19 protein-coding genes and 1 riboswitch are annotated in these 24,673 nt (G+C 60.2%); of the genes, 7 read left to right on the top strand and 12 right to left on the bottom strand.

Translation table 11 applies throughout. From position 1 onward, the window contains the following. Positions 1-122 precede the first annotated feature (122 nt). Both murI and btuB read right to left on the bottom strand, forming a co-directional pair. On the bottom strand, positions 123-986 hold the full coding sequence (gene murI / locus ACTJJ6_RS20745) for a glutamate racemase (RefSeq protein WP_025921004.1): 864 nt from the start codon (positions 984-986) through the stop codon (positions 123-125). Continuing rightward, positions 931-2,802: a TonB-dependent vitamin B12 receptor BtuB gene (btuB, locus tag ACTJJ6_RS20740; protein ID WP_016929730.1), complete on the bottom strand. Its 1,872-nt coding sequence runs from the start codon at positions 2,800-2,802 to the stop codon at positions 931-933. Before btuB ends, murI begins: the two co-directional genes overlap by 56 nt. Positions 2,803-2,871: 69 nt before the next feature. After that, positions 2,872-3,084, bottom strand: a riboswitch (cobalamin riboswitch). 122 nt (positions 3,085-3,206) lie between these two features. On the opposite strand from btuB, the gene trmA reads away from it, so the two are divergent. Next, on the top strand, positions 3,207-4,310 hold the full coding sequence (gene trmA / locus ACTJJ6_RS20735; protein WP_079450591.1) for a tRNA (uridine(54)-C5)-methyltransferase TrmA: 1,104 nt from the start codon (positions 3,207-3,209) through the stop codon (positions 4,308-4,310). A 34-nt stretch (positions 4,311-4,344) separates the two neighbouring features. Here trmA and ACTJJ6_RS20730 read toward each other — a convergent pair whose 3' ends face one another. Then, entirely contained in the window at positions 4,345-4,716 is a 372-nt protein-coding gene (locus tag ACTJJ6_RS20730) for a YijD family membrane protein (RefSeq protein ID WP_016929728.1), read from the bottom strand. Positions 4,717-4,731: 15 nt separating this feature from the next. Then, positions 4,732-5,364, bottom strand: coding sequence for an HTH-type transcriptional repressor FabR (fabR, locus tag ACTJJ6_RS20725; RefSeq protein WP_004931044.1), 633 nt, complete (start codon positions 5,362-5,364; stop codon positions 4,732-4,734). A 218-nt stretch (positions 5,365-5,582) separates the two neighbouring features. Here fabR and sthA point away from each other — a divergent pair, with 218 nt between their 5' ends. Beyond that, the gene (sthA, locus tag ACTJJ6_RS20720) at positions 5,583-6,980 is read left to right on the top strand and encodes a Si-specific NAD(P)(+) transhydrogenase (protein ID WP_004931047.1); all 1,398 of its coding nucleotides are present in this window, start codon (positions 5,583-5,585) and stop codon (positions 6,978-6,980) included. Here sthA and oxyR read toward each other — a convergent pair. Further along, complete coding sequence (gene oxyR / locus ACTJJ6_RS20715; protein ID WP_015379402.1) at positions 6,963-7,880, bottom strand: DNA-binding transcriptional regulator OxyR; 918 nt, start codon at positions 7,878-7,880, stop codon at positions 6,963-6,965. The genes sthA and oxyR overlap by 18 nt on opposite strands. Positions 7,881-8,031: 151 nt before the next feature. Here oxyR and ACTJJ6_RS20710 point away from each other — a divergent pair, with 151 nt between their 5' ends. The 3 genes from ACTJJ6_RS20710 (at position 8,032) to ACTJJ6_RS20700 (ending at position 10,792) form a co-directional block, all read left to right on the top strand. Continuing rightward, a complete protein-coding gene (locus ACTJJ6_RS20710) occupies positions 8,032-8,763 on the top strand; it encodes a glutathione peroxidase (protein WP_015379403.1) in 732 nt (243 codons plus the stop codon). A gap of 72 nt (positions 8,764-8,835) precedes the next feature. After that, positions 8,836-10,284, top strand: coding sequence for a dihydrolipoyl dehydrogenase (locus tag ACTJJ6_RS20705; protein WP_440804396.1), 1,449 nt, complete (start codon positions 8,836-8,838; stop codon positions 10,282-10,284). A gap of 181 nt (positions 10,285-10,465) precedes the next feature. Next, positions 10,466-10,792 (top strand): type II toxin-antitoxin system HicB family antitoxin, encoded by a 327-nt coding sequence (locus ACTJJ6_RS20700; protein WP_049299577.1) that lies wholly within the window; start codon positions 10,466-10,468, stop codon positions 10,790-10,792. Between the two features lie 33 nt (positions 10,793-10,825). On the opposite strand, the gene argH is transcribed toward ACTJJ6_RS20700, so the two are convergent. The 4 genes from argH to argC form a co-directional block, all read right to left on the bottom strand. Next, positions 10,826-12,199, bottom strand: a complete 1,374-nt coding sequence (gene argH, locus ACTJJ6_RS20695) for an argininosuccinate lyase (protein ID WP_440804394.1) — start codon at positions 12,197-12,199, stop codon at positions 10,826-10,828. A gap of 68 nt (positions 12,200-12,267) precedes the next feature. Further along, positions 12,268-13,488, bottom strand: coding sequence for an argininosuccinate synthase (locus tag ACTJJ6_RS20690; RefSeq protein ID WP_004931061.1), 1,221 nt, complete (start codon positions 13,486-13,488; stop codon positions 12,268-12,270). A 25-nt stretch (positions 13,489-13,513) separates the two neighbouring features. Next, entirely contained in the window at positions 13,514-14,287 is a 774-nt protein-coding gene (gene argB / locus ACTJJ6_RS20685; protein WP_016929723.1) for an acetylglutamate kinase, read from the bottom strand. A gap of 20 nt (positions 14,288-14,307) precedes the next feature. Then, positions 14,308-15,312 (bottom strand): N-acetyl-gamma-glutamyl-phosphate reductase, encoded by a 1,005-nt coding sequence (gene argC, locus ACTJJ6_RS20680; RefSeq protein ID WP_015379409.1) that lies wholly within the window; start codon positions 15,310-15,312, stop codon positions 14,308-14,310. 216 nt (positions 15,313-15,528) lie between these two features. Between argC and argE the strand changes: the two genes are divergently transcribed. Continuing rightward, positions 15,529-16,674: an acetylornithine deacetylase gene (gene argE / locus ACTJJ6_RS20675; RefSeq protein WP_440804391.1), complete on the top strand. Its 1,146-nt coding sequence runs from the start codon at positions 15,529-15,531 to the stop codon at positions 16,672-16,674. 258 nt (positions 16,675-16,932) lie between these two features. After that, complete coding sequence (gene ppc, locus ACTJJ6_RS20670) at positions 16,933-19,569, top strand: phosphoenolpyruvate carboxylase (protein ID WP_004931070.1); 2,637 nt, start codon at positions 16,933-16,935, stop codon at positions 19,567-19,569. 105 nt (positions 19,570-19,674) lie between these two features. Here the strand turns inward: ppc and metF are convergent, their stop codons facing one another. The 3 genes from metF to metB all read right to left on the bottom strand — a co-directional run bounded on the left by metF (position 19,675) and on the right by metB (position 24,398). Further along, positions 19,675-20,571, bottom strand: coding sequence for a methylenetetrahydrofolate reductase (gene metF, locus ACTJJ6_RS20665; RefSeq protein WP_043140967.1), 897 nt, complete (start codon positions 20,569-20,571; stop codon positions 19,675-19,677). A gap of 228 nt (positions 20,572-20,799) precedes the next feature. After that, positions 20,800-23,235 carry a bifunctional aspartate kinase/homoserine dehydrogenase II gene (locus tag ACTJJ6_RS20660; protein ID WP_350024368.1) on the bottom strand — a complete coding sequence of 812 codons (2,436 nt, stop codon included), beginning with the start codon at positions 23,233-23,235 and terminating at the stop codon, positions 20,800-20,802. Positions 23,236-23,237: 2 nt separating this feature from the next. Continuing rightward, entirely contained in the window at positions 23,238-24,398 is a 1,161-nt protein-coding gene (metB, locus tag ACTJJ6_RS20655) for a cystathionine gamma-synthase (RefSeq protein WP_015379413.1), read from the bottom strand. Positions 24,399-24,673 lie beyond the last annotated feature (275 nt).

Raw genomic sequence — 24,673 nt, 5'->3', positions numbered from 1 at the left:
ACCCGGCGGCTTGTCAGTCGTTGTTCCCGGTCAGTGGAGGCGCATTATAGGGAGTTCTCGGCAGGCCGCAACCCCTATTTTCAATATTTTTTCCAACCGTTGAATGTTTGACCAAAACACCGTTAAAGCGGCAGTTTTTTCAACGATTTAAAGCCATAGCCCTGCAAAACGGGCAATAAAGCGTCAGTATCTTCATTTAACGCCATGCAATACGCCAGATTCTCTTCCTGGCTCGAGACCAGGTTTTCCTGCGTAGAGATGAGCCAAGCGGTGCGACGGGCAATCGCCGCGCCGGAATCCACCAGCCGAGTGCCTTCCGGCAACACCTGCATCAGCTCTTCAGCTAAAAGAGGGAAATGGGTGCAGCCCAGAACGACCGTATCCGGCGGCTCGCGCATGCTCAGCCACGGATGCAGGATCTTCTTCAGCACCGGCAGCGGTACGGCTTCGCCGTGGAGCTTGGCCTCCGCCAGCTCCACCAGCTCTGAAGAGCCCAGCAGTTCAATCTTGCAGTCGGTGGCGAAACGGGAAATCAGTTCGTGGGTGTAGCTGCGCTGTACGGTGCCGCGGGTCGCCAACAGGCCGACAATGCCGTTGACGGTAAGACGGGCCGCCGGTTTGATGGCGGGCACCACGCCCACGACAGGGAAACTGAAACGCTCGCGCAAGGCCGGCAAGGAAACGGTGCTGGCGGTGTTGCAGGCAATGACGACAATCGCCAGAGGATGACGCTGCTGCACCGCGCCGACAATCTCCAGCACGCGCTCAACGATAAACTCTTCGGACTTCTCGCCGTAGGGGAACGCCACGTTGTCGAACGCATATATATAGTGGAGATCCGGCAGCAACTGCCGAATCTCCTGATACACCGACAGCCCGCCGACGCCGGAATCGAAAACCAGCACCGTCGGGCGAGGTGTGGCGGTGCTGTTAGAAGGTATAGCTTCCAGTGAGGTAGTATTCTCTTCCTGGAGTAGCGTAGCCATAGGCCGTCTCATAATCTTTATCAAACAGGTTGGCAATTCTACCACGAACTGTCAGATGAGATGTGACCGGATACGAAACTGCGAGATCCCACAGGCTCACGCCGCCAAGTTTAACGCTTTGTTCCGGATAGGTACTGTAATCCTTGTCATAACGTTGACCCAGATATTGATAAGTCACCGCCCAGTCAAAGTCATACAGCTGCCAGTCCAGCTCATATTTCACCTGCTGCTTGGCGCGCCGCAGCAGCACTTCATTGGTCTTGGCGTTGCGAGGATCGACATAGTCATAACCAATCTGATGCGTCAACGGGCCGGTATCAAACGAGGCCGTAGCTTCAATCCCTTTGATGGTCGCCTTACCCACGTTGTAATAGACATAGTTGGTTTCCCCCGTGGAATCGATCAAATTGTCGATGTCGTTGCGATAACCGGAGATGCGCCAGGTCACCGGGCCGGTCAGCCCTTCAAAGCCACCTTCCCACTGCTTGCTTTCTTCCGGTTTCAGATCGGTGTTGTTACCGAAGTTGCCGTATAGCTGGCTCATATTCGGTGCTTTGAACGCCGTGCCATACGACGCGATAAAACGGTATCCCTCGACGAATTCCCAGGCCGCGCTGGTTTGCCAGGTGCCATGCCAGCCAAACTCGGAATGATCGTCACCTCGAACCGCGCCTTCCAGCGTTACCGGGCCAACCAGTTGCTGCGCGGTCAGGTAGATGCCTGCATCACGTTGGCTTTTTTCACCCTTCACGGTGGTGGAATCCGGTTTGATTTTCTGTTGCTGCCAGTCGACGCCAGCGCTTACGGTACCCTGTCCAACCTGCAGCGTATTGCCCCACTGCAGGTTGTACTGTTCGGAATCCACCAGGCTGGCCGAGCTGTCATGCATGCCGAGGCGAGGATCGTAATCGTAATCCTTGCTATGGCTGTAGCTGCCAATCACTTGTGTTGCGTAAATGCCTTCTTTATAGCGCAATCCGGTATCCCAGGTTTGGCTATACAGTTTGCGCGTATCCAGCAGAGGGCTGGTCGGTGAGGAATAATAACTATCATACGCCGTGCGGTTGTCGTAACCATACCCGCGCACAAAACCGCTGACCGATTCGCTGAACTGGTGCTCAAGCGCACCATACAGCGACTTACTCATAAAGCCATCGCGATCCTGCTGGCTTTGCATGCCGGTGCTGCCGTAGGCCACCACGTCATACCCTTTGGTGTAGGTGTAGTCACCCGCCACCGTCGCCACGGTGCTGTCGCCCAACGGCTGTTGAGTCGACGCGTCATAGGATTGATAGCCGTTGGAGCCGACGCCGGCTGAGAGCGTAGTACCGTTCTTTTCACGCGTGGTAATGATGTTGACTACGCCGCCGATGGCGTCGGAACCGTATACCGCCGAACGCGGGCCGCGAATGTATTCGACTTTCTGCACCAGAGAAATCGGGATTTGGCTGAGATCGGAAGAGCCGCTGACGCCCGCCTGATTAAGGCGAATGCCGTCAATTAGCACCAGCACGTGGCTGGAGTTGGTGCCGCGAATAAACAGCGAGCTCTTTTGCCCCAACCCGCCGTTTTGGCCAACGTCCACGCCCGGCAAACGGCGCATCACGTCGGTCAGGCTCTTGGCCTGCCAGCGATCGATATCGTTACGGGTGACGACGGAGGTCGGCGCCAATACGGAAGAAACCGGCTGCGGGAAGCGGTTGGCGGTCACCACCAGGTTATCGCCATTCGTGGCTGTGGTGTTGTCTTGCGCCCATCCAGAAAAAGCCGTGACGGAGGAGACCACCGCCAGCAGCGTATTTTTTGTAATTGTCATGAGAAAAGCATCCAAACTTAATTGGCGGATGCCGCAGGATCATGGCCGGTAGTTCGCGACGGCCACGGACATTGCGACGTAACACCGGCAGGTCTTCGGGCTTGGGATTTGCGGGCCGCGGGGCGCGACCGGCAACGGGCGATGACTTCCCATCCTGCAATGGACAGTGTCTGCGTCGAAACGCTATCGCCGTGACTTCCCCTTACCGCTGCGCGTCAGCTCCGGATTCACACCGGATTCCCTTTTCACTCGCTGCTTGAGGCCGGACGGCAATGCTACGATCAATGCAAATAGATGTCTAGACTGCTATTAATGTTACAAATAATAAACGCGACAAAACTGGACTTCACGGGCTGATTCCCTACAATCCCCGCTGATCAAATTTGCCTGACGAGAAGACACACATGACGCCCGAGAATTTGCCTATTGAACGTTACGATGACCAACTGGCGGAGAAAGTCGCCCGCCTGAAGACGTTGATGTCACCGTTCGCGGCGCCCGAGCCGGAAGTGTTCCGCTCGCCAGTCGACCACTACCGCATGCGCGCCGAGTTCCGCATCTGGCACGACGCGGACGACATGTATCACATCATGTTCGATCAGCAGACCAAGCAGCGTATTCGCGTCGATCAATTCCCGGCCGCCAGCGAACTGATCAACCGCCTGATGAGCGCCCTGATCGCCGCGCTGAAACCGGAGCCGATCCTGCGCCACAAGCTGTTTCAGATCGATTATCTGTCGACGCAAAGCGGCAAAATCATCGCCTCGCTGCTGTACCACCGCAAGCTGGATGACGTTTGGCAGCAGCGCGCCGAGCAGCTGCGTGACGAGCTGCGCGCGCAGGGTTTTGACCTGCAGTTGATCGGCCGGGCGTCGAAGACCAAAATCATGCTCGACCAGGATTATGTTGACGAAGTGCTGACGGTCGCCGGCCGCGATATGATCTATCGCCAGGTGGAAAACAGCTTTACTCAACCCAACGCGGCCATGAACGTACAGATGCTGGAATGGGCGCTGGCGGTCACCGCCGGTTCCAAAGGCGATTTACTGGAGCTGTACTGCGGCAACGGCAACTTCTCGCTGGCGTTGGCGCGCAATTTCGAGCGCGTGCTGGCGACCGAGATCGCCAAGCCGTCGGTGGCGGCGGCGCAGTACAACATCGCCGCCAACCATATCGACAATGTGCAAATCATCCGCATGGCGGCAGAAGACTTCACTCAGGCGATGAACGGAGTACGCGAATTCAACCGGTTGAAAGGCATCGATCTGAGCGGCTACAACTGCGAGACGATTTTCGTCGATCCGCCGCGCAGCGGGCTGGACGCGGAAACGGTGAAGATGGTGCAAGCTTACCCGCGCATTCTGTATATTTCATGCAATCCGGAAACGCTGTGCGCCAACCTGGAAACGCTGCAGGCCACGCACCGGGTCAGCCGCCTGGCGCTGTTCGACCAGTTCCCGTATACCCATCACATGGAATGCGGCGTGTTGCTGGAAAAACACCGCTGATACGACAGGGGCGCCATGATGGCGCCCCGTTTCATTACGGCTCTTGAGTCGGCGCATCCAGCGTCTTGCGCGCCTTCAGCTTGACCCCAATCCACAGCACCAGCGCCACACACACTACCGACGGCAGGAAGTTGGAACCGATCTGCGGGTATTCGGCGCGCACGATGGCGCTGTACATCAGCAGCCCCAGCAGGAAGCAGGCCGCCGCCAGCTTCGGCATGCCGTCGGGCATGGCGCGGTTCAGGTAACGCTGATGCAGGCAGTACACCGCCAGCACCAACGCAATCAGCGGGAAGATCGAAAACGGCACCACCGAGCTGAACAGCGCGGCAAAGGAACCGTTGATCGAAAGGCCGGCAATCAACGCCAGCAGTAAGGTGCCATTTTCACGGCCTGGTTTTTCCATCATTGTTTACCTTTTTTATACGTGGGACACAGAAGCTTTTTCTTGTTCGCGACGATACCAGTAATACGCCCCTTTGGAGATCATACGCAATTGCAGCACCAGCCGCTCTTCCAACTGCTGCCGCTGCTCGACGTCGATATCCAGCGCTTCCGCGCCGGCGCTGAACACGATGGTGACCATCGCCTCCGCCTGCGCTTCGGTAAAGCTGCGCGGCATATGGTTTTCCAACTCGAGGTAGTCCGCCAGTTCGGCGATGAAATGCTGGATCTCGCGCGCCACCGCCGCACGGAATGCCGCCGACGTGCCGGAGCGCTCGCGCAGCAGCAGGCGGAAGGCGTTCGGGTTGTTGCCGATAAATTCCATAAAGGTGGACACCGAGGTGCGGATCACGCTGCCGCCCTTGGCGATGCGTTGGCGCGCCTGGCGCATCAACTGACGCAGCATCAGGCCGCTTTCGTCCACCATGGTCAGCCCCAGCTCATCCACGTCGCGGAAATGGCGGTAAAACGACGTGGGCGCGATGCCCGCCTCGCGTGAAACTTCCCGCAGGCTCAGGCTGGCGAAACTGCGTTCGGCGCTCAGCTGGCTGAATGCGGCTTCGATCAGGGAACGACGAGTCCGTTCTTTTTGTTGTGCTCTGACGCCCATATGCATATCCGGATAGGTTCCATTCTCTCAGTCTAACGCCCTAGACTCGGCAATATAGCAAATTTTATTGCAACAGCATTTATACTAACGCGCTCTATCACACTTCCGCCCTGAGCCGATTGTGCTTTGACTCAAAAAGCCTAATGGTGATTGGGTGAGCAGCGCTATGATGTTAAGATACCGTTGTAATCTTGTATAAAAAAACAGGTCTCTCCTACATGCAACAGCACTATCAATTTGATGCCATTGTGATTGGCTCGGGCCCTGGTGGTGAAGGTGCCGCCATGGGGCTGGTGAAACAGGGCGCCCGCGTGGCCGTTATCGAACGGTACAACAACGTAGGCGGCGGATGTACCCACTGGGGCACCATCCCTTCCAAAGCCCTCCGCCACGCCGTCAGCCGCATTATCGAATTCAACCAGAACCCGCTTTACAACAACTCGCGCACGCTCAGCGCGACCTTCCCTGACATTTTACGCCACGCCGATAACGTCATCAGCCAGCAGACCCGCATGCGCCAAGGGTTTTATGAGCGGAACCAGTGCAAACTGTTCGCCGGCGACGCACGCTTCATCGACGCCAACACCGTCAGCGTCAGCTACATGGACGGCACCCAGGACACCATCCGCGCCGACCACATCGTGATCGCCTGCGGCTCGCGCCCTTACCATCCGGCCAGCGTCGATTTCAATCACCCGCGCATCTACGACAGCGACTCCATTCTCGAGCTGAGCCATGAACCGCGCCACGTGATCATTTACGGCGCCGGGGTGATCGGCTGTGAATATGCGTCTATCTTCCGCGGTCTGAACGTCAAGGTGGATCTGATCAACACCCGCGATCGCCTGCTGGCGTTCCTCGATCAAGAGATGTCGGATTCGCTCTCTTATCACTTCTGGAACAACGGCGTGGTGATCCGCCACAACGAAGAATTCGAGAAGATCGAAGGCACCGAAGACGGCGTGATCGTGCACCTGAAGTCCGGCAAGAAGGTGAAAGCGGACTGCCTGCTGTACGCCAACGGCCGTACCGGCAACACCGATTCGTTGGGGTTGGAGAACGTCGGTCTGGAGTCGGACAGCCGCGGGTTGCTGAAGGTGAACAGCATGTATCAAACCGCGCTGTCGCACATCTACGCGGTCGGTGACGTGATCGGCTATCCGAGCCTGGCTTCCGCCGCCTACGATCAGGGCCGCATCGCCGCCCAGGCGATCGCTTCCGGCGAAGCCAGCGGCCATCTAATCGAAGATATCCCGACCGGCATCTACACCATTCCGGAAATCAGCTCCGTCGGCAAAACCGAGCAGGAACTGACGGCGATGAAAGTGCCGTATGAAGTGGGCCGCGCCCAGTTCAAGCATCTGGCGCGCGCGCAGATCGCCGGGATGAACGTCGGCAGCCTGAAGATCCTGTTCCATCGCGACACCCTGCAGATCCTCGGGATCCACTGCTTCGGCGAGCGTGCGGCGGAGATCATCCACATCGGTCAGGCGATCATGGAACAGAAAGGTGAAGGCAATACTATCGAGTATTTCGTTAATACGACCTTCAACTATCCGACCATGGCCGAAGCCTACCGGGTGGCGGCGCTTAACGGCTTAAACCGCCTGTTTTAACGCGCTGTCGATGTAGCCCTGCATGTGCTCGCGGATCGCTTCGGCCAACTGCTCATAACGGCTGCGCAGTGGGGAACCGGGGCGATATACCAACGCGATGGTGCGCTTCGGTTCCGGCTTGTAGCAATCCAGATAGCACACGCCGTCGCGTTCGCGCTGCGGCGGCACCGCCAGTGACGGCAGCAGGGTAATGCCGCTGCCGGCAGCGACCATATTGCGCAACGTTTCCAGACTGGTGGCGCGGAAGTGAGTATCTTCGTCCGCGCCCGCCTGGAAGCAGAAGCCCATCGCCTGATCGCGCAGGCAGTGGCCATCTTCCAGCATCAGCAGCTTCTCTCCCGCCAAATCCGGCATCGCCACGCGCTCGCGCTGCGCCCACGGGTGATCGGAATACACCGCCAGCTTCATCGGTTCATCGAACAGAGGCACTTCGATAAACGCCTCGGTTTCCTTCACCAACGCCAGAATGGCGCAGTCCAGTTTGCCGCTGTCGAGTTGCGCCAGCAGTTGGTGGGTTTGCGCTTCGTGCAGGTACATTTCCAGTTTCGGGAAGGTTTTGTGCAGTGTCGGTATGATCTGCGGCAGCAGATAAGGCCCCACGGTCGGGATCAGGCCGATGTGCAGCGGCCCGGACATGGCTTCGCCCTGCTGGCTGGCCATCTCCTTCAACACTTTCACTTCGCGCAGCACGGTACGCGCCTGCTCCACCAGCAACAGACCCGCCTGGGTGAACAGCACCTTGCGGCTGGTGCGCTCGAGCAGCATGACGCCCAACTCGTCTTCCAGCTTGCGGATCTGCCCGCTCAGCGTGGGTTGGCTTACATGGCATGAATCGGCCGCGCGGCGGAAGTGCCGGTGCTCGGCCAAGGCGACCAGATACTCTAAATCACGAATATTCATTGTTTCCCTCCATTCCATGATAGCTCATGGCGATAGATAAGATAGCAATGAGCGATTAGATCTATCAAGCCCCAGCGACAATAATGTGTCCCAACGAAGCGATATCGCGCTAAATGCTAAAAATTACTTTTCCTAATTAAGGGGTTAATCAATGTTTACCAGTCAAGAAGGCAAGAAAGTTCCTCAGGTTACTTTCCACACCCGTCAGGGCGACCAATGGATTGATGTGACCACTGATGACCTGTTCAAAAACAAAACCGTCATTGTTTTCTCGCTGCCGGGCGCGTTCACGCCGACCTGTTCTTCGAGCCACCTGCCGCGCTACAACGAACTGTCCAGCGTATTCAAGCAGCACGGCGTCGACAGCATTCTTTGCGTCTCCGTGAACGACACCTTCGTCATGAACGCCTGGAAAGCTGACCAACATGCGGAAAACATCACCTTCGTGCCGGACGGCAACGGTGAATTCACCAAAGGCATGAACATGCTGGTCGAGAAAGCGGATCTGGGCTTTGGCCCTCGCTCATGGCGCTACTCAATGCTGGTGCGCAACGGCGTGGTCGAGAAAATGTTTGTCGAGCCGAACAAGCCGGGCGACCCGTTTGAAGTGTCCGACGCCGACACCATGCTGAAATACCTGGCGCCGGAATTCAAAGTGCAGGAATCGGTCTCTCTGTTCACCAAACCGGGCTGCCCATTCTGCGCCAAAGCCAAGCAGATGCTGCAAGAGCGTGGCATTCAGTATGAAGAGATCGTGCTGGGCAAAGACGCCACCACCGTCAGCCTGCGCGCCGTCAGCGGCCGCGCCACGGTGCCGCAAGTATTCATCGGCGGTCGTCACATCGGCGGCAGCGACGATCTGGAAACCTTCCTGTCAGCTTAATAAGTAATAACAAAGCCAACGTGAACTTTGGCGGGCTACGGCCCGCCCTTTTTTTACCTTTCAGGAGCGGATATGAAACTGTTGAACGTTGATGTCGCGGTCATCGGCGGCGGCACCGCAGGGCTCGGCGCCTACCGCGCGGCCAAACTGTCTACCCCCAGCGTGGTGATGATTGAAGGCGGGCCTTATGGCACCACCTGTGCGCGCGTTGGCTGCATGCCATCCAAATTATTGATCGCCGCCGCCGAAGCGGTGCATCAAATCGAACGTGCACCGGGCTTTGGCGTGCACCCAACCGGCAAAACGCGCATTGATGGGCGCGAGGTGATGGCGCGCGTCAAACGCGAACGCGACCGTTTCGTCGGCTTCGTGCTGGAAGGCGTGGACGAGATCCCGGCCGCCGACAAAATTCAGGGCTATGCCCGCTTTATCGACGACAACACGCTGCAGGTCGATGACCATACGCGCATCGTGGCGCAGCGTATCGTGATCGCCACTGGTTCCCGCCCCAGCTGGCCGGCGCCGTGGAACGAACTGGGCGATCGCCTGATCGTCAACGACGACGTGTTCAACTGGGATGACTTGCCGCAATCCGTAGCGGTATTCGGCCCCGGCGTCATCGGGCTGGAGCTGGGGCAAGCGCTGCACCGCCTCGGCGTCGACACCAAGGTATTCGGCATCGGCGGCGCCGTCGGGCCGCTGACCGACAGCGCCGTGCGCGATTACGCTGCGAAGGCGCTGGGGGAAGAGTTCTACCTCGACGCCGACGTGAAAGTGGAGATGATGCAGCGCGAAGGCGACCGCGTATTTATCCGCTATCAGGATCTGCAGGGCCAACCGCAGGAGATCCTGGTGGACTACGTGCTGGCCGCCACCGGCCGCCGCCCCAACGTCGATCGGTTAGGCCTCGAAAATACCGGCTTGCAGCTCGACGCCCGAGGCGTGCCGCTGGCCGACCGCCTGACGATGCAAACCAGCGTGCCGCATATTTTCATTGCCGGCGACGCCAGCAACCAACTACCGCTGCTGCACGAGGCCAGCGATCAGGCGCGCATCGCCGGCGCCAACGCCGGCAGCTTCCCGGAGATCAATCCGGGTCTGCGCCGCAGCGCGATTTCGGTGGTGTTCTCCGATCCGCAGATCGCCATGGTCGGCTCAACCTTCCGCGAGCTGAGCGAGAAGTTCAGCGCCTGCGGCTGCTTTGAAGTGGGCAACGTCTCGTTTGAGAATCAGGGCCGCTCGCGGGTGATGCTGCGCAACAAAGGCATTCTGCACGTCTACGGCGAGCAAGGCACCGGCCGTTTCCTCGGCGCGGAAATGATCGGCCCGGACGCCGAACACATCGCGCACCTGCTGGCCTGGGCGCACCAGCAGCAGATGACCGTCGATCAGATGCTGGACTTGCCGTTCTATCATCCGGTGATCGAAGAAGGCTTGCGCACCGCGCTGCGCGACCTGCAGGCGAAGCTCAAACTCGGCGCGACCGAAATCGAGCGCTGCCAGCGCTGCCCGGGCGAGTAACCTCTTATTCTCCGTTCATCCCCACCGGGCCTTCAGGCCCGGTTTTTTGCGCAGCACTTTCCACAATTTCCTCCCTCCTCTTGCCTCACGGCCCTCCTGCGCTCATTTTTTATGCGTCGACATTGAAATGATACCAATAGCGATACTAAAATGAAGAAAGGAGCCAAAATGGAGGAAGAACATGGAAAGGCATGAACACTATACCTATCGCATCACCTGGTCAGCGCAAGATCGTGAATATGTCGGGCTGTGCGCCGAATTCCCCTCGCTGTCCTGGCTGGCCGCCACGCGTACCGGCGCATTGGAGGGTATCGAGAAAGTGGTGAGCGAAACGATCGCCGACATGCTGGCGCAAGGCGAAACGCCGCCGCAGGCGTTGGCGGAGAAAAATTTCAGCGGCAAACTGGTACTGCGCATGACGCCGGAACAGCATCGCCGGCTGGCGATCGGCGCGATGGAAGAAGGCGTGAGCCTGAACCGTTATCTCTGCGCACGCCTGGCGGGGTAAAGGTTCAAGGGCGGCGCCAGGCCGCCCTCGTCGTCAAGCCAAACGCTGTTTCGCTGCGGCGATTGCCGCGGCCACCTGCTGCGGCGCGACGCCGCCTTTGGCCGCACGTTTGTCCAGGCAGGATTGCAACGCCAGGATCGGATAGACGTCGTCGCCGATCGTCGCGCTGAACTGCTGCAAATCCGCCAGCGGCAGCGCTTCCAGCGGTTTTCCCTGGCGAATGGCTTCTACCACCGCCTCACCGACGATATGGTGCGCTTCGCGGAACGGCACGCCTTTGGCGACCAGGTAGTCCGCCAGCTCGGTGGCATTCGCATAACCCTGCTCCGCCGCTTCCCGGCAGCGCGGGCGCTTCACCTGAATGCCGTCCAGCACCAGCGCCGCCATCTGCAGGCAGTCCATCCAGGTGTCGAGCGCGTCGAACAGCCCTTCTTTGTCTTCCTGCATGTCTTTGTTGTACGCCAGCGGCAGGCCTTTCAGCGTCATCATCATGCCGGTCAGCGCGCCCTGTACGCGGCCGCACTTGCCGCGGATCAGCTCCAGCGCGTCCGGGTTTTTCTTCTGCGGCATCAGCGAAGAGCCGGAGGTCACGCGGTCAGACAGCTCGACAAACGCCGCCTCGCCGCTGTTGAAGAAGATCAGATCTTCGGCGAAGCGCGACAGGTGAACCATGCTGATGGCGGCGTTGGACAGCAGCTCCAGCACGTGATCGCGATCGGAGACGCTGTCCAGGCTGTTGCGGGTCGCCGAGGCAAAGCCCAGCCAGCCGGCCAGCTGCTCGCGATCGATAGGATAAGCGGTGCCGGCCAGCGCGCCGCTGCCCAGCGGGCTGACGTCCAGCCGTTTCAGGGTATCCTGCAGACGGCTCTCATCGCGCGCCAGCATCTCGACATAGGCCAGGCACCAGTGCGCGAAAGTCACCGGCTGCGCGCGTTGCAGGTGGGTATACCCCGGCATCACCGCATCCTGATTGGCTTCGGCGGTCTCCACCAGCGCCTGCTGCAGTTGGACGATCGCCTGATGCAGATCGCCGATCTGCTGTTTGCACCACAGCTTCAGATCGGTCGCGACCTGATCGTTGCGGCTGCGGCCGGTGTGCAGCTTCTTGCCCAAGTCGCCGACCTTCTCGATCAGCTTCTGCTCTACCCAGCTGTGGATGTCTTCCGCATCGCTTTGGACGATCGCCAAAGGAACGGCCTGGACTTCCTTCAGTAGCGCATTCAGCGCCTGCTCCAGCTGCTGTTGCTCCGCTGCGGTCAACACGTTAACGGTCACCAGCGCCTTCGACCAGGCCACCGAGCCCACAATATCCTGCTCCGCCAGGCGATAATCGAACCGCAGCGAATCATTGAGTTGTTTGAACCGCTGATCCGCCGCCTGAGTGAACCGTCCGCCCCAAAGTGCCATATCTTACTCCTGAATTTTTATGCGAAAGGGCGCAGCATGCTGCGCCCTTGCAGAGTCACGCCAATCGATTATTTATTCTTTTTCTCGTTCAACGCGCGAATGCGTGAAGACAGAGAGAACAGACGGATAAAGCCGCCCGCGTGGCTGTGATCGTAAACTTCGTCTTCGCCGAAGGTGGCGAACTCTTCGGAGTACAGGCTGTTGGCGGATTTTTTCTGGGTCGCCGTCACCTGGCCTTTGTATAGCTGCAGCACCACTTCACCGTTCACCTCTTCAGCCAATGCTTCGGCAGAGGCCTGCAGCGAACGGCGCAGCGGCGCGAACCAACGGCCGTCGTACACCACATAGGACATCTCCAGGCCCAGTTGCTCGCGCCATTTGAAGCTGTCGCGATCCAGCACCAGCTGCTCGATGGCGCGCAGCGCCGCCACCATGATGGTGCCCCCCGGGGTTTCATAGCAGCCGCGGGATTTGATGCCCACCAGACGGTTTTCCACGATGTCGATACGGCCGACGCCGTGCTTGGCGCCCAGCGCGTTCAGGGTTTCCAGGCACTGGTACGGCGACAGCGCTTTACCGTTAACCGCCACGACGCGGCCTTTCTCGACGGTAACGGTCACCTGCTCAGGCTGGTCCGGCGCTTCCTGCGGATCGACGGTCCATACCCAGCAATCCTTATTTGGCGCGTTCCACGGGCTTTCCAGCACGCCGCCTTCGGTGGAGATGTGCCAGGCGTTCTCATCGCGGCTGTAGATTTTCTCCAGCGATGCGGTGGTCGGGATATTGCGCTCTTTCAGGTAATCCAGCAGCGCTTCACGGGAACGCAGGTTCCACTCACGCCACGGCGCCACCACTTTCAACTGCGGCGCCAGCGCGGTGTAGGTGGTTTCGAAACGCACCTGATCGTTGCCTTTACCGGTTGCGCCGTGGCACAGCGCGTCGGCGCCCACTTTCAACGCCAGCTCGACCTGCGCCTTGGCGATGATCGGCCGCGCCATCGAGGTGCCCAGCAGGTAGCTGCCCTCGTACAGGGCGCCGGTCTGCAGCACCGGATAAACGTAATCGCGGATAAATTCTTCACGCAGATCGACCACGTGGCATTCAGAGGCACCGGACTGCAGGGCTTTTTGCTCCACGCCTTCCAGATCGCTGCGCTCCTGGCCGATGTCCGCCACGAACGCCACCACTTCACAGCCGCCGTAGTTCTCTTTCAGCCATGGAATGATGGCCGAGGTATCCAGGCCGCCGGAGTACGCCAGAACGATTTTTTTGATGCCTTGGTTTTGCATGATCTATTCCTTTCTAATTCTAAAATTAAGCGAGGATCCGGGTGCCAATCGACACGCCGTTAAACAAAGCAGGAAGCTGATCGGCATGGCGCCAGCTGGCGATATCCACCGGGCGGCCGAGGGTGCGGGCGGCGTCGAGCGCCGCATTCACCTTCACCACCATACCATCGGTGATGATGCCTTGCGCGATCAGTTGTTCCGCTTTTTGTGCCGTCATTTCCGCAATGCGTTGCCCCTTGCCGTCGAGGATGCCGCTGACGTCCGACAGCAGGATCAGATCCGCCCCCAGCGTCGCAGCCAGCGCCGTCGCCGCCTGATCGGCGTTCACGTTCATTAACTGCCCTTCGGCGGTGATGCCGATGGAGCTGATAACCGGCAGGTAGCCGGCGCCCAGCAGGGTATTGAGCAGCGCGGGCGAGCCGGGCTGCGCGTTGCCGACGTGGCCCAATGCCGGATCGAGCGGGGTCACGACCGCGCTGCCGCCGTCCGCCAGGCTCAGGCCGACGGCGTTGATTTGGTGTTTAATCGCCCACGCCAGCAGCGTTTTGTTGGCGGTGCCGGCCAGCGCGCCGGTGATGATGTCGATCTGATCGGCCGGCGTGACCCGCAGGCCGTTCTTTTTCACCACCGGCAAAGCGAGCTGCTTCATCAGTTCGTCCACCACGCAGCCGCCGCCGTGGACGATCACCAACGGGCGCTGGTGCTGCTGCCGATAGCTGTCCAACGCGGTAAACAGACGCTCCAGCGCTTCTTCACTGTCTAATAACACGCCACCTAACTTGATAATTAACGGGTTCATTGCTGTTTACTCACGCTGGTTTAAAGGAGTGATTGGGTTTCCGGGAAGCCGAAACGGATATTCAGGCATTGCACCGCCTGCGCCGCCGCGCCTTTCAGCAGGTTGTCTTCCGCCGCCACGGCGATCAGATGCTCGCCCTGCACCGCAAAGCCGATGTCGCAGAACGGCAGCCCCACCACCGCTTTCAGCGCCGGCACGCCCTGGTCGTACAACCGCACCAGCGGCTTGTCGTCATACGCGGCGTGATAGGCGGCGGCCACGTCCTGCGCGGTCACGCCGGCTTTCAGGCGGCAGGTGATGGTTTCAAGGATGCCGCGCGGGAAGTTGCCCAGATGCGGCGTAAAGATAACCGGCACGCCCAGGTGCGCGGCGATCTCCGGCTGGTGCCGGTGAGTGAAAATGCCGTACGGCTGCAGGCTCACTTCGCAGAAACTGGTGGTCATGCTGGCCTTGCGCCCGGCGCCGCTGACGCCGCTGGTGGCGTTGATCACCGGCCACTGATCCAGATTCAGCAACTGTTTTTCGATTAACGGTTTCAGCGCCAGCTGCGCCGCCGTCGGGTAACAGCCCGGCACGGCGATCAGCTGCGCCTGTTTGATCTTGTCGCTCTGCCACTCCGCCAGGCCGTAAACCGCCTGCTCCAGCAGGGCGCCATGCTGATGTTCGAAACCGTAATACTGGCTATAGAAACCGGCATCCTGCACGCGGAAGGCGCCGGACAGATCGAACACCACGCAGCCTGCCGCCAGGAAGGCCGGTGCGATATCGTGGCTGACTTCATGAGCGGTGGCGAGGAACACCACGTCGATGCCCTGCGCCGCCTTGGCGACGTCGGTCAACGGCTGCAGCGGCAGATCGACGATGCCTTTCAACTGGGGATGGAGATCGGAAAGCAACTTTCCTGCATCTGCACTTTGCGCTGAAACCGCTAAAGCGGTTATGTTCATGTGTGGGTGGCGATTCAGGTAAGCCGTGAGCTCCGCTCCGGCGTAACCGCTGGCACCAACGATCAGCGTATTCAACATGTGGCCTTTCACCTTCTAAACTGACGTGCGGTCGCTTGCGACCCAGGTAACAGGGCTAGCCAGCGTTGTTGCGCCGTTCACCCACGGAGCCAGGCGTTGATGCTTTTATAAACATCCGGGTATCGGGTTCCCTTACGCTTCGGCTTACTGTATTTTTATTCAAAATAAATGCATGAATATTGATACTATCCTAACCAAAGGCTGTCAACAGTGAAGATGAAATTACCTCCATTTATTGAGCTGTACCGGGCGTTGATCGCCACTCCGTCGATCAGCGCCACCGATGCCGGCCTCGATCAGAGCAATGAGGCGTTAATCAACTTGCTGGCCGGATGGTTTGCCGACCTGGGCTTTCGCGTCGACGTACAGCCGGTGCCGGAATCGCGCCACAAATTCAACCTGCTGGCCAGCATCGGCGAAGGCAGCTGCGGCCTGCTGCTGGCCGGCCACACCGATACGGTGCCTTACGACGAAGGCCGCTGGACGCGCGATCCCTTCACCCTGACCGAGCACGACAACAAGCTCTACGGGCTGGGCACCGCCGACATGAAAGGCTTCTTCGCCTTTATTCTGGACGCGGTGCGCGACATCGACGCGAGCAAACTGACCAAGCCGCTGTACATTCTGGCGACCGCAGATGAAGAAACGACGATGGCCGGCGCACGTTATTTCGCCGCCTCCACCGCCATTCGGCCGGATTTCGCCATCATCGGCGAACCGACCTCGCTGCAGCCGGTGCGCGCGCACAAGGGCCACATGGCCAACGCCATTCGCATCGTCGGCCAGTCCGGCCACTCCAGCGATCCGGCGCGCGGCGTCAACGCCATCGATCTGATGCACGAATCCATCGGCCGCCTGATGGAGCTGCGAAAAACCCTGCAGGAGCGCTACAACAACCCGGCGTTCGCCGTGCCTTATCCCACCATGAACTTCGGCCATATCAGCGGCGGCGACGCGGCCAACCGCATCTGCGCCTGCTGCGAGCTGCACCTGGACATCCGCCCGCTGCCCGGCATGACGCTCGACAACATTAACGAACTGATGCATCAGGCGCTGGAGCCGGTGAGCCAACGCTGGCCGGGCCGCCTGACCATCGAAGAGCTGCATGCGTCGGTGCCGGGCTACGAGTGCCCGACCGACCACCGCATGGTGGCGGTGATCGAGGAGCTGCTGGGCACCCGCACGCAGGTGGTCAACTACTGCACCGAAGCGCCGTTCGTGCAGCAGGTCTGCCCGACCCTGGTGCTCGGCCCCGGTTCCATCGATCAGGCCCACCAGCCGGACGAGTACATCGACACCGCGTTTATCGAACCGACGCGCAAACTGCTGGGCCAACTGGTCAATCACTTTTGCCGGCAATAAACCCGACATTTAGCAGGGGAAATGCTTTATGCTTTCCCCTAACTCAAAATAAGTAGAAAACGGCGAAATAAGCCGTGCTGATAACCGACGCGCCGTAATTAAATTTCAGAAAATGCGCCGATTTTGATGTTTTTTTGCTAAAAATAGTGTCAATTGACGATTGGACAGGAACGCGATGTGATCAGGCAGGCGGTCTGCGCCTGACGCGTGAAATTTATTTACAAGATAAAAATCATACAGAACTGGGTCAGGGGTTATATGAACGAACAATATTCGGCAATGCGCAGTAATGTCAGTATGCTCGGCAAATTGCTCGGCGATACCATCAAAGAAGCGCTGGGTGAGCATATTCTCGATCGCGTTGAGACCATCCGTAAGCTTTCCAAATCCTCACGCGCCGGCAACGAAGCGCATCGCCAGGAGCTGCTCTCCACCCTGCAGAACTTGTCCAACGACGAGCTGCTGCCGGTGGCGCGCGCCTTCAGCCAGTTCCTCAACCTGACCAACGTCGCCGAGCAGTACCACAGCATTTCGCCCAACGGCGAGGCCGCCAGCAACCCGGAAGCGCTGGCTCAACTGTTCAGCCGTCTCAAAGACAAAAAGCTCAGCGACAAAGAGCTGCAGCACGCGGTATCGCAACTCTCCATCGAGCTGGTGCTGACGGCTCACCCGACGGAGATCACCCGCCGCACCTTGATCCACAAGCTGGTGGAGGTCAACACCTGCCTCAGCCAGCTCGATCACAACGATCTGGCCGACTACGAGCGCAACAAGATCATGCGCCGCCTGCGTCAGCTGGTGGCCCAGTCGTGGCACACCGATGAAATTCGCAAACACCGCCCTTCCCCGATCGACGAAGCCAAATGGGGCTTTGCGGTGGTGGAAAACAGCCTGTGGGAAGGCGTGCCGGCGTTCCTGCGCGAATTCAACGAACAGCTGGAAAACTCCATCGATTACAGCCTGCCGGTGGAAGCGGTGCCGGTGCGCTTTACCTCCTGGATGGGCGGCGATCGCGACGGCAACCCGAACGTGACCGCCGAAATTACCCGCCATGTGCTGCTGCTCAGCCGCTGGAAAGCCTGCGACCTGTTCACCCGCGATATCCAGGTGCTGGTCTCTGAGCTGTCGATGACCGAATGCACCCCGGAGCTGCGCGCCCGCGCCGGCGGCGATGAGGTGCAGGAGCCGTACCGCGAAATCATGAAGCAGCTGCGCAGCCAGCTGATGAGTTCCCAGGCTTATCTTGAAGGCCGCCTGAAGGGCGAGCGCGTGCTGAAACCGCACGACCTGCTGGTGAACAACGAGCAGCTGTGGGAGCCGCTGTATGCCTGCTACCAGTCGCTGCAGGCCTGCGGCATGGGCATCATCGCCAACGGTCAACTGCTGGATACCCTGCGCCGCGTGCGCTGCTTCGGCGTGCCGCTGGTGCGCATCGACGTGCGTCAGGAGAGCACCCGCCATACCGAAGCCATCGCCGAGCTGACCCGCTATCTGGGGCTGGGCGACTATGAAAGCTGGTCGGAAGCCGATAAACAGGCGTTCCTGATCCGCGAGCTGAACTCCAAACGCCCGCTGGTGCCGCTGAAATGGCAACCGAGCGCCGACACGCAGGAAGTGCTGGAAACCTGCCGGGTGATCGCCGAAGCGCCGCAGGGCTCGATCGCCGCCTATGTGATTTCGATGGCGCGCACGCCTTCCGACGTGCTGGCGGTGCACCTGCTGCTGAAAGAGGCCGGCTGCCCGTTCGCGCTGCCGGTCGCCCCGCTGTTCGAAACCCTCGACGACCTGAACAACGCCGACGACGTGATGACCCAGTTGCTGAACATCGACTGGTATCGCGGCTTCATCCAGGGCAAACAGATGGTGATGATCGGCTATTCCGACTCGGCGAAAGACGCCGGCGTGATGGCCGCTTCCTGGGCGCAGTACCGCGCGCAGGACGCGCTGATCAAAACCTGTGAAAAGGCCGGCGTGGCGCTGACGCTGTTCCACGGCCGCGGCGGTTCCATCGGCCGCGGCGGCGCTCCGGCGCATGCGGCGCTGCTGTCGCAGCCGCCGGGCAGCCTGAAGGGCGGCCTGCGCGTCACCGAACAGGGCGAGATGATCCGCTTCAAGTTCGGCCTGCCGGAAGTCACCATCAGCAGCCTGGCGCTGTATGCCGGCGCGATCCTCGAGGCCAACCTGCTGCCGCCGCCGGAACCGAAGAAAGAATGGCGGGCGCTGATGGACGACCTGTCCGAGACCTCCTGCCGGATGTATCGCGGCTACGTGCGTGAAAACCCGGACTTCGTGCCTTACTTCCGCGCGGCCACGCCGGAGCTGGAGCTGGGCAAACTGCCGCTGGGCTCACGCCCGGCCAAGCGCAAGCCGAACGGCGGCGTGGAGAGCCTGCGCGCCATTCCGTGGATTTTCGCCTGGACGCAGAACCGCCTGATGCTGCCGGCCTGGCTCGGCGCCGGCGCCGGATTGCAGGAAGCGGTGAAAGCCGGCAAACAGGCGGAGCTGGAGGCGATGTGCCGCGACTGGCCATTCTTCTCCACCCGTATCGCCATGCTGGAAATGGTGTTCGCCAAGGCCGACCTGTGGCTGGCGGAATACTACGATCAGCGCCTGGTGGATAAATCGCTGTGGCCGCTGGGCCAACAGCTGCGCGATCAGCTGGAAAGCGACATCAAGGTAGTGCTGACCATCGCCAACGATGCGCACCTGATGGAAGACCTGCCGTGGATCGCCGAATCCATCGCGCTGCGCAACGTCTATACCGACCCGCTGAACGTCTTGCAGGCCGAGCTGCTGCACCGTTCGCGTCAGCAGGAGCAGCCGGACGCCCGCGTGGAGCAGGCGCTGATGGTCACCATCGCCGGCGTCGCCGCCGGGATGCGCAACACCGGCTAGTGAGCCTCATCGCGGCCCCGTTTATCGGGGCCGTTTTTTATGCCTTCCCCCACAAAAAAAGGGCGCCGCGGTAAAGCGGCACCCTTTTTCAATGGAACAAGCCCGTCAGGCGGCGGCCACCGGGCGCACGCCCAGCGTGTGGCAGATGGCGTAGCTCATCTCGGCGCGGTTCAGGGTATAGAAGTGGAAATCTTTCACCCCTTCGCGGCTGAGGATCTTCACCATGTCCATGGCGATGTTGGCGCCGACCATTTTGCGGGTCTCCGCATCGTCGTCCAGCCCTTCGAACATGCTGGTCATCCAGCTCGGCACCCGCACGTTGGTCATGGTGGCGAAGCGCTGCAGCTGCTTGAAGTTGGACACCGGCAGAATGCCCGGCACGATTTCCACGTCGATACCGGCGGTGACGCAGCGGTCGCGAAAGCGCAGGTAGCTCTCAACGTCGAAGAAGAACTGAGTGATGGCGCGACTGGCGCCGGCGTCGATCTTGCGTTTCAGGTTAATCAAATCGGCCTGGGCGCTCTTCGCCTCCGGGTGCACTTCCGGGTAGGCGGCGACGGAAATGTCGAAGTCGCCCACGTCTTTCAGCAGCGCCACCAGATCGGTCGCGTACATGTCCGGCTTGCCGCCGCCCGGCGGCAGATCGCCGCGCAGCGCCACGATATGGCGGATGCCGCTGTTCCAGTAATCGGTCGCGATGTCGCGCAGCTGCGCCGGGCTGGCATCGATGCAGGTCAGGTGCGGCGCCGCCTCCAGGCCGGTGCGTTCCTTGATCCCTTTGATGATGCTGTGGGTGCGATCGCGCTCGCCGGAGTTGGCGCCGTAGGTGACGGAAACGAATTTAGGCTTGAGGATGCTCAGACGATCGATCGACTGCCACAGGGTCTCTTCCATCTCGCTGGTGCGTGGCGGGAAGAACTCGAATGATACGTTAATCTGGCCGTTCAACTCCGCCAGACTCTGATTCAGCGCTTCCCGCTGGTTTGCGTGGAAAAAACTCATACCCTGCTCACCTCTTCTCGATCACTGTTTTTATTTCATCTTGATGAGCGTCTATACGTTTAGACGTCTAGATAGAAAATGCCGCATGTTGGCTAAAGAGTCAACAGGAAAATGAGGGGAATAAGATGATTAATCCTCACCCGCTCAAAGAGGAAATTTCATGACAGCGGCAGGGATAAGTATGGCAGGAAAAGCAAAGGGGCGCGGTGAACCCGCGCCCGCAGAGGATTAAAGCAGCTGCGCCAATCGGTTAAGGTCTGACTGGATCGCGCCGGCGGTCACATCGCGGCCGGCGCCCGGCCCGCGGATCACCAGCGGATTATCGCGATACCAGCGGCTCTCGATGGCGAACACGTTGTCGCACGGCAGCAGCGAGGCCAGAGGATGCTCAGGGCGCACTGCCTCCACGCCGACCCGCGCCTTGCCGTTGGCGTCGAAACGCGCCACGTGACGCAGCACCAGGCCCATTTCGCTGGCGGCCTCAAAGCGCTGTTGCATCTGCTGATTCAGCGCCTCGCCGTTCTCGAAGAACTGATCGACGGAGCCCAGTTCGCAGCCCGCCGGCACCAGTGACTCGACCCGCACCTGGTTCGGTTCGATGTCGTAGCCCGCCTCACGCGCCAGGATCACCAGCTTGCGCATCACGTCCTGGCCGGAGAGATCGACCCGCGGATCCGGTTCGGTCAGCCCCTGCTGCCAGGCCTGATCCACCAGCTCGGTGAACGGCACCGTGCCGTCATACTGCAGGAACAGCCAGGAGAGCGTGCCGGAGAAGATGCCGCTGATCGCCAGAATGCTGTCGCCGCTGTCGCGCAGATCGCGCACCGTGTGGTTGACCGGCAGGCCGGCGCCGACGGTGGCGTTATACAGCCAGTGGCGTCCGGTTTTGGCGAAGGCGTCGCGAATTTGGCGATAGCTGTCGCTGCACGAGGCCCCCGCCAACTTGTTGGCGCTGATCACGTGGAAACCGTAGCTGGCGAAATCCAGATACTGCCCGGCCAGCTCTTCGCTGGCGGTCACGTCAAGCACCACCAGATCGTCGAACGGGTGCGCACGCATCCACAGGAACAGCGATTCTTCATCCAGCTCCTGCGCTTCGTCCTCAAAGAATGCCAGCGCGCGGCTGGCGTCCAGCCCGTCATAGTTCAGCAGGCTGCGGCGGCTGTCCACCACCCCCGCCAGGATAAATTCGAAGCCGCTGCGCGCGGAGATATTGGTCTGCTCACGGGCGAACAGCTCCAGCCAGCGCGAGCCGATATTGCCCTTGCCGAACAGCACCAGACCGATGCGCTTCTCGGCGCGGAACAGGCTTTGGTGCAGCCCCTGGATCAGCAGCGCGGTCGGCCCCTGGCGCAATACCGCCACCAGGCTGATGCCATCTTCCGCCTGCCAGATGAACTCGACCGGCTGATCTTTCAACTGCTGATAGAAACGGTGGCTGTGCAGCGGGTTCTTGCACACCCCGGCGCCGACCATCGCCACCAGCGCCAACCCTTCACGCAGGCGCAGCTCGCCTGGCAGCGCCGCGGCCTGCAGCGTCGCCAGCGCGCTGTTGACCACCTCGGAGGTGTAACACAGCTGCACCCGATTGCGGTCAGGGTGGATGCCCACCGCCAGCGGTTTTATCTGCGCGCGCTTGAGCACCAGATCCAACTCTTTCTGCGCCAGTTTGAAGTCATGTTGAGCGGCGACGTGCAGTTCAATCAGGCACACATCGTCGTGGCTGGTGACAATCTTGGCGCCGGTGCCGGAAGCCAATACGCGCTCGATGCGCGTCGAGCCCTGCTCCGGCTGATAGCTGCAGCGCAGCTGAAGATCGATATCGCTGCCGGAGACCGGCTGCAGGGTACGGGTGTGCAATACCGGCGCCGCCAGGCGCGCCAGCTCGCTGGCTTCGTCCAGACGCAGCAGCGGCAGCAAGCAGGCGTCTTTCACCTTGCGCGGATCGGCGCTGTATACCCCGGCCACGTCGCTCCAGATGGTGACGCGCGCAGCGCCGGCCAACGCGCCGACCTGAGTGGCGGAGTAGTCGCTGCCGTTACGCCCCAACAACACGGTTTCCCCAGCGTCATTGCGCGAAATGAACCCGGTCACCACCAGGCGTTTGCCCGGATGTTGGGCCAACAATTGCTGCAGCAATGGGTAAGAACGGCCTTCATCCACCTGCGGCTGCGCGGCGCGCTCGGCGCGCAGGAAATCACGCGCGTCCAGCCAGGCCGCCTGCATATCCAGGTGGTTGAGCACCGCCGCCATCAGGCGCGCCGACCAGATCTCGCCGTGCCCGACCACTTCGGCATAGCACACGTCGTCGACGTTGCCGTCCAGCAGCGCCGCCAGACGTTCCAGATCCTGAATGAACTCGGCGATCAGCGGCTCGGCGCTTTCCGGCGGCAACAGGCCGCTGATAAGATCGCTGTGATAGCGACGCAACGTCTGCTGCACCTGGTGCGCAGACAGGCGATCGCTCTGGCTGAGCTTCAGCCAGTTGATCAACTGGTTGGTGGTACTGCCGGCGGCCGATACCACCATCATGTCGCCCGGCTGGCTGTATTCCGCCATAATCCCGGCCACACGCAGATAACACTTCACATCCGCCAGACTGCTGCCGCCAAACTTGTGCAGTTGACGCCCGCTCACCGGCCCTGCTACAGCAATTGCATTCATGCTTACCTCGTTGCCGCCGCCTGGAAAGCGCGTTCCAGATCGGCAATCAAATCTTCACTGTCTTCAATACCCACGGAAATGCGCAGCAGGCTCTCGGAGATGCCGGCCGCTGCCCGCGCCTCCGCCGCCATGCCGGCGTGAGTCATGGTCGCTGCATGCGAGATCAGGCTTTCTACGCCGCCCAACGATTCTGCCAGAGTAAACAGCTCAAGGGCAGAGAGAAAACGGCGCAGCACCGCTTCATCGCCGTCCAGTTCAAAACTCAGCATCGCGCCGAAACCGCGCTGCTGACGGCGGGCGATCTCATGCCCCGGATTCTCCGGCAGGGAGGGATGATACAGCTTTTTCACCAGCGGTTGCTGCTGTAAATAGTCAACAATCGCTTCAGCATTTTGTTGCGCCGCCTTGATGCGCGGCGACAGCGTGCGCATGCCGCGCAGCAACAGATAACTGTCGAACGCGCCGCCGGTCACGCCAATGTTGTTCGCCCACCAGGCCAGCTCGACCGCCAGCTCGGGATCTTTGGCAATCACCGCCCCGGCTACCACGTCCGAATGCCCGTTCAGGTATTTGGTGCAAGAATGGACCACCAGATCGGCACCGAGTTCGATCGGCTGTTGCAGGGCCGGGCTGAGGAAGGTGTTGTCCACCACCGTCAACGCGCCCGCCGCATGCGCGGCAGCGCAGATCGCCGCGATGTCCACCACCCGCAGCAGCGGATTGCTGGGGCTTTCTATCAGCACCAGCTTCGGCTTTTGCGCCAGCGCCTGCTGCAGGGCTTCTTCATTACCCTGATCGACGAACAGCACGCGATAGGCGCCGCGCTTGCTCAGGCTGTCGAACAGCCGATAGCTGCCGCCGTAGCAGTCGTGCGGCGCCACCAGCAGATCGCCGGGCTTCAACAACACGGTGGTCACCAGATGGATCGCCGACATCCCGCTGCCGGTCATCACCGCGCCGGCGCCGCCTTCCAGCTCAGCCAACGCGCGCTGCACCACGTCGCGCGTCGGGTTGCCGCGTCGCGAGTAGTCATGGGCTCGGGGTTGGTTGAAGTCGGTAAAGTTATAGGTGCTGGAAAGATGAATCGGCGGGACAACGCAGCCGTACTGTTCGTCGTCGTTCAGGCCGCTGCGTACGGCAATCGTGGCTGGTTTACGCGTCATGGGCTCGCTCGGCTCTCGGTTCGGTGGATGAGGCCTAAAGAGTAATCGCAGGATTGATAGACGTCAATACATCTGGACATCTAAACTTCTTTGCGTATAGATTGAGCAATGACACAATACCCGCTAAAATTATGCCGATATGACATGACGATAAGATGTTAAGCGGCAATGCCTGGCCGAAGCGGGGCATTCAGTGACCCTGGTCGCGTAAAATTGACATTTATTTAGTGAGAACAGTGAAGATCGGGCATAATTGGCCGGTTTTTAGAATTTTG

The sequence above is a fragment of the Serratia sp. 22278 genome, assembly GCF_052045405.1.
GTDB lineage: Bacteria > Pseudomonadota > Gammaproteobacteria > Enterobacterales > Enterobacteriaceae > Serratia > Serratia marcescens.
Note: the sequence above shows the minus strand (reverse complement) of the source record. Positions and strands in the feature narration are given on the sequence as shown.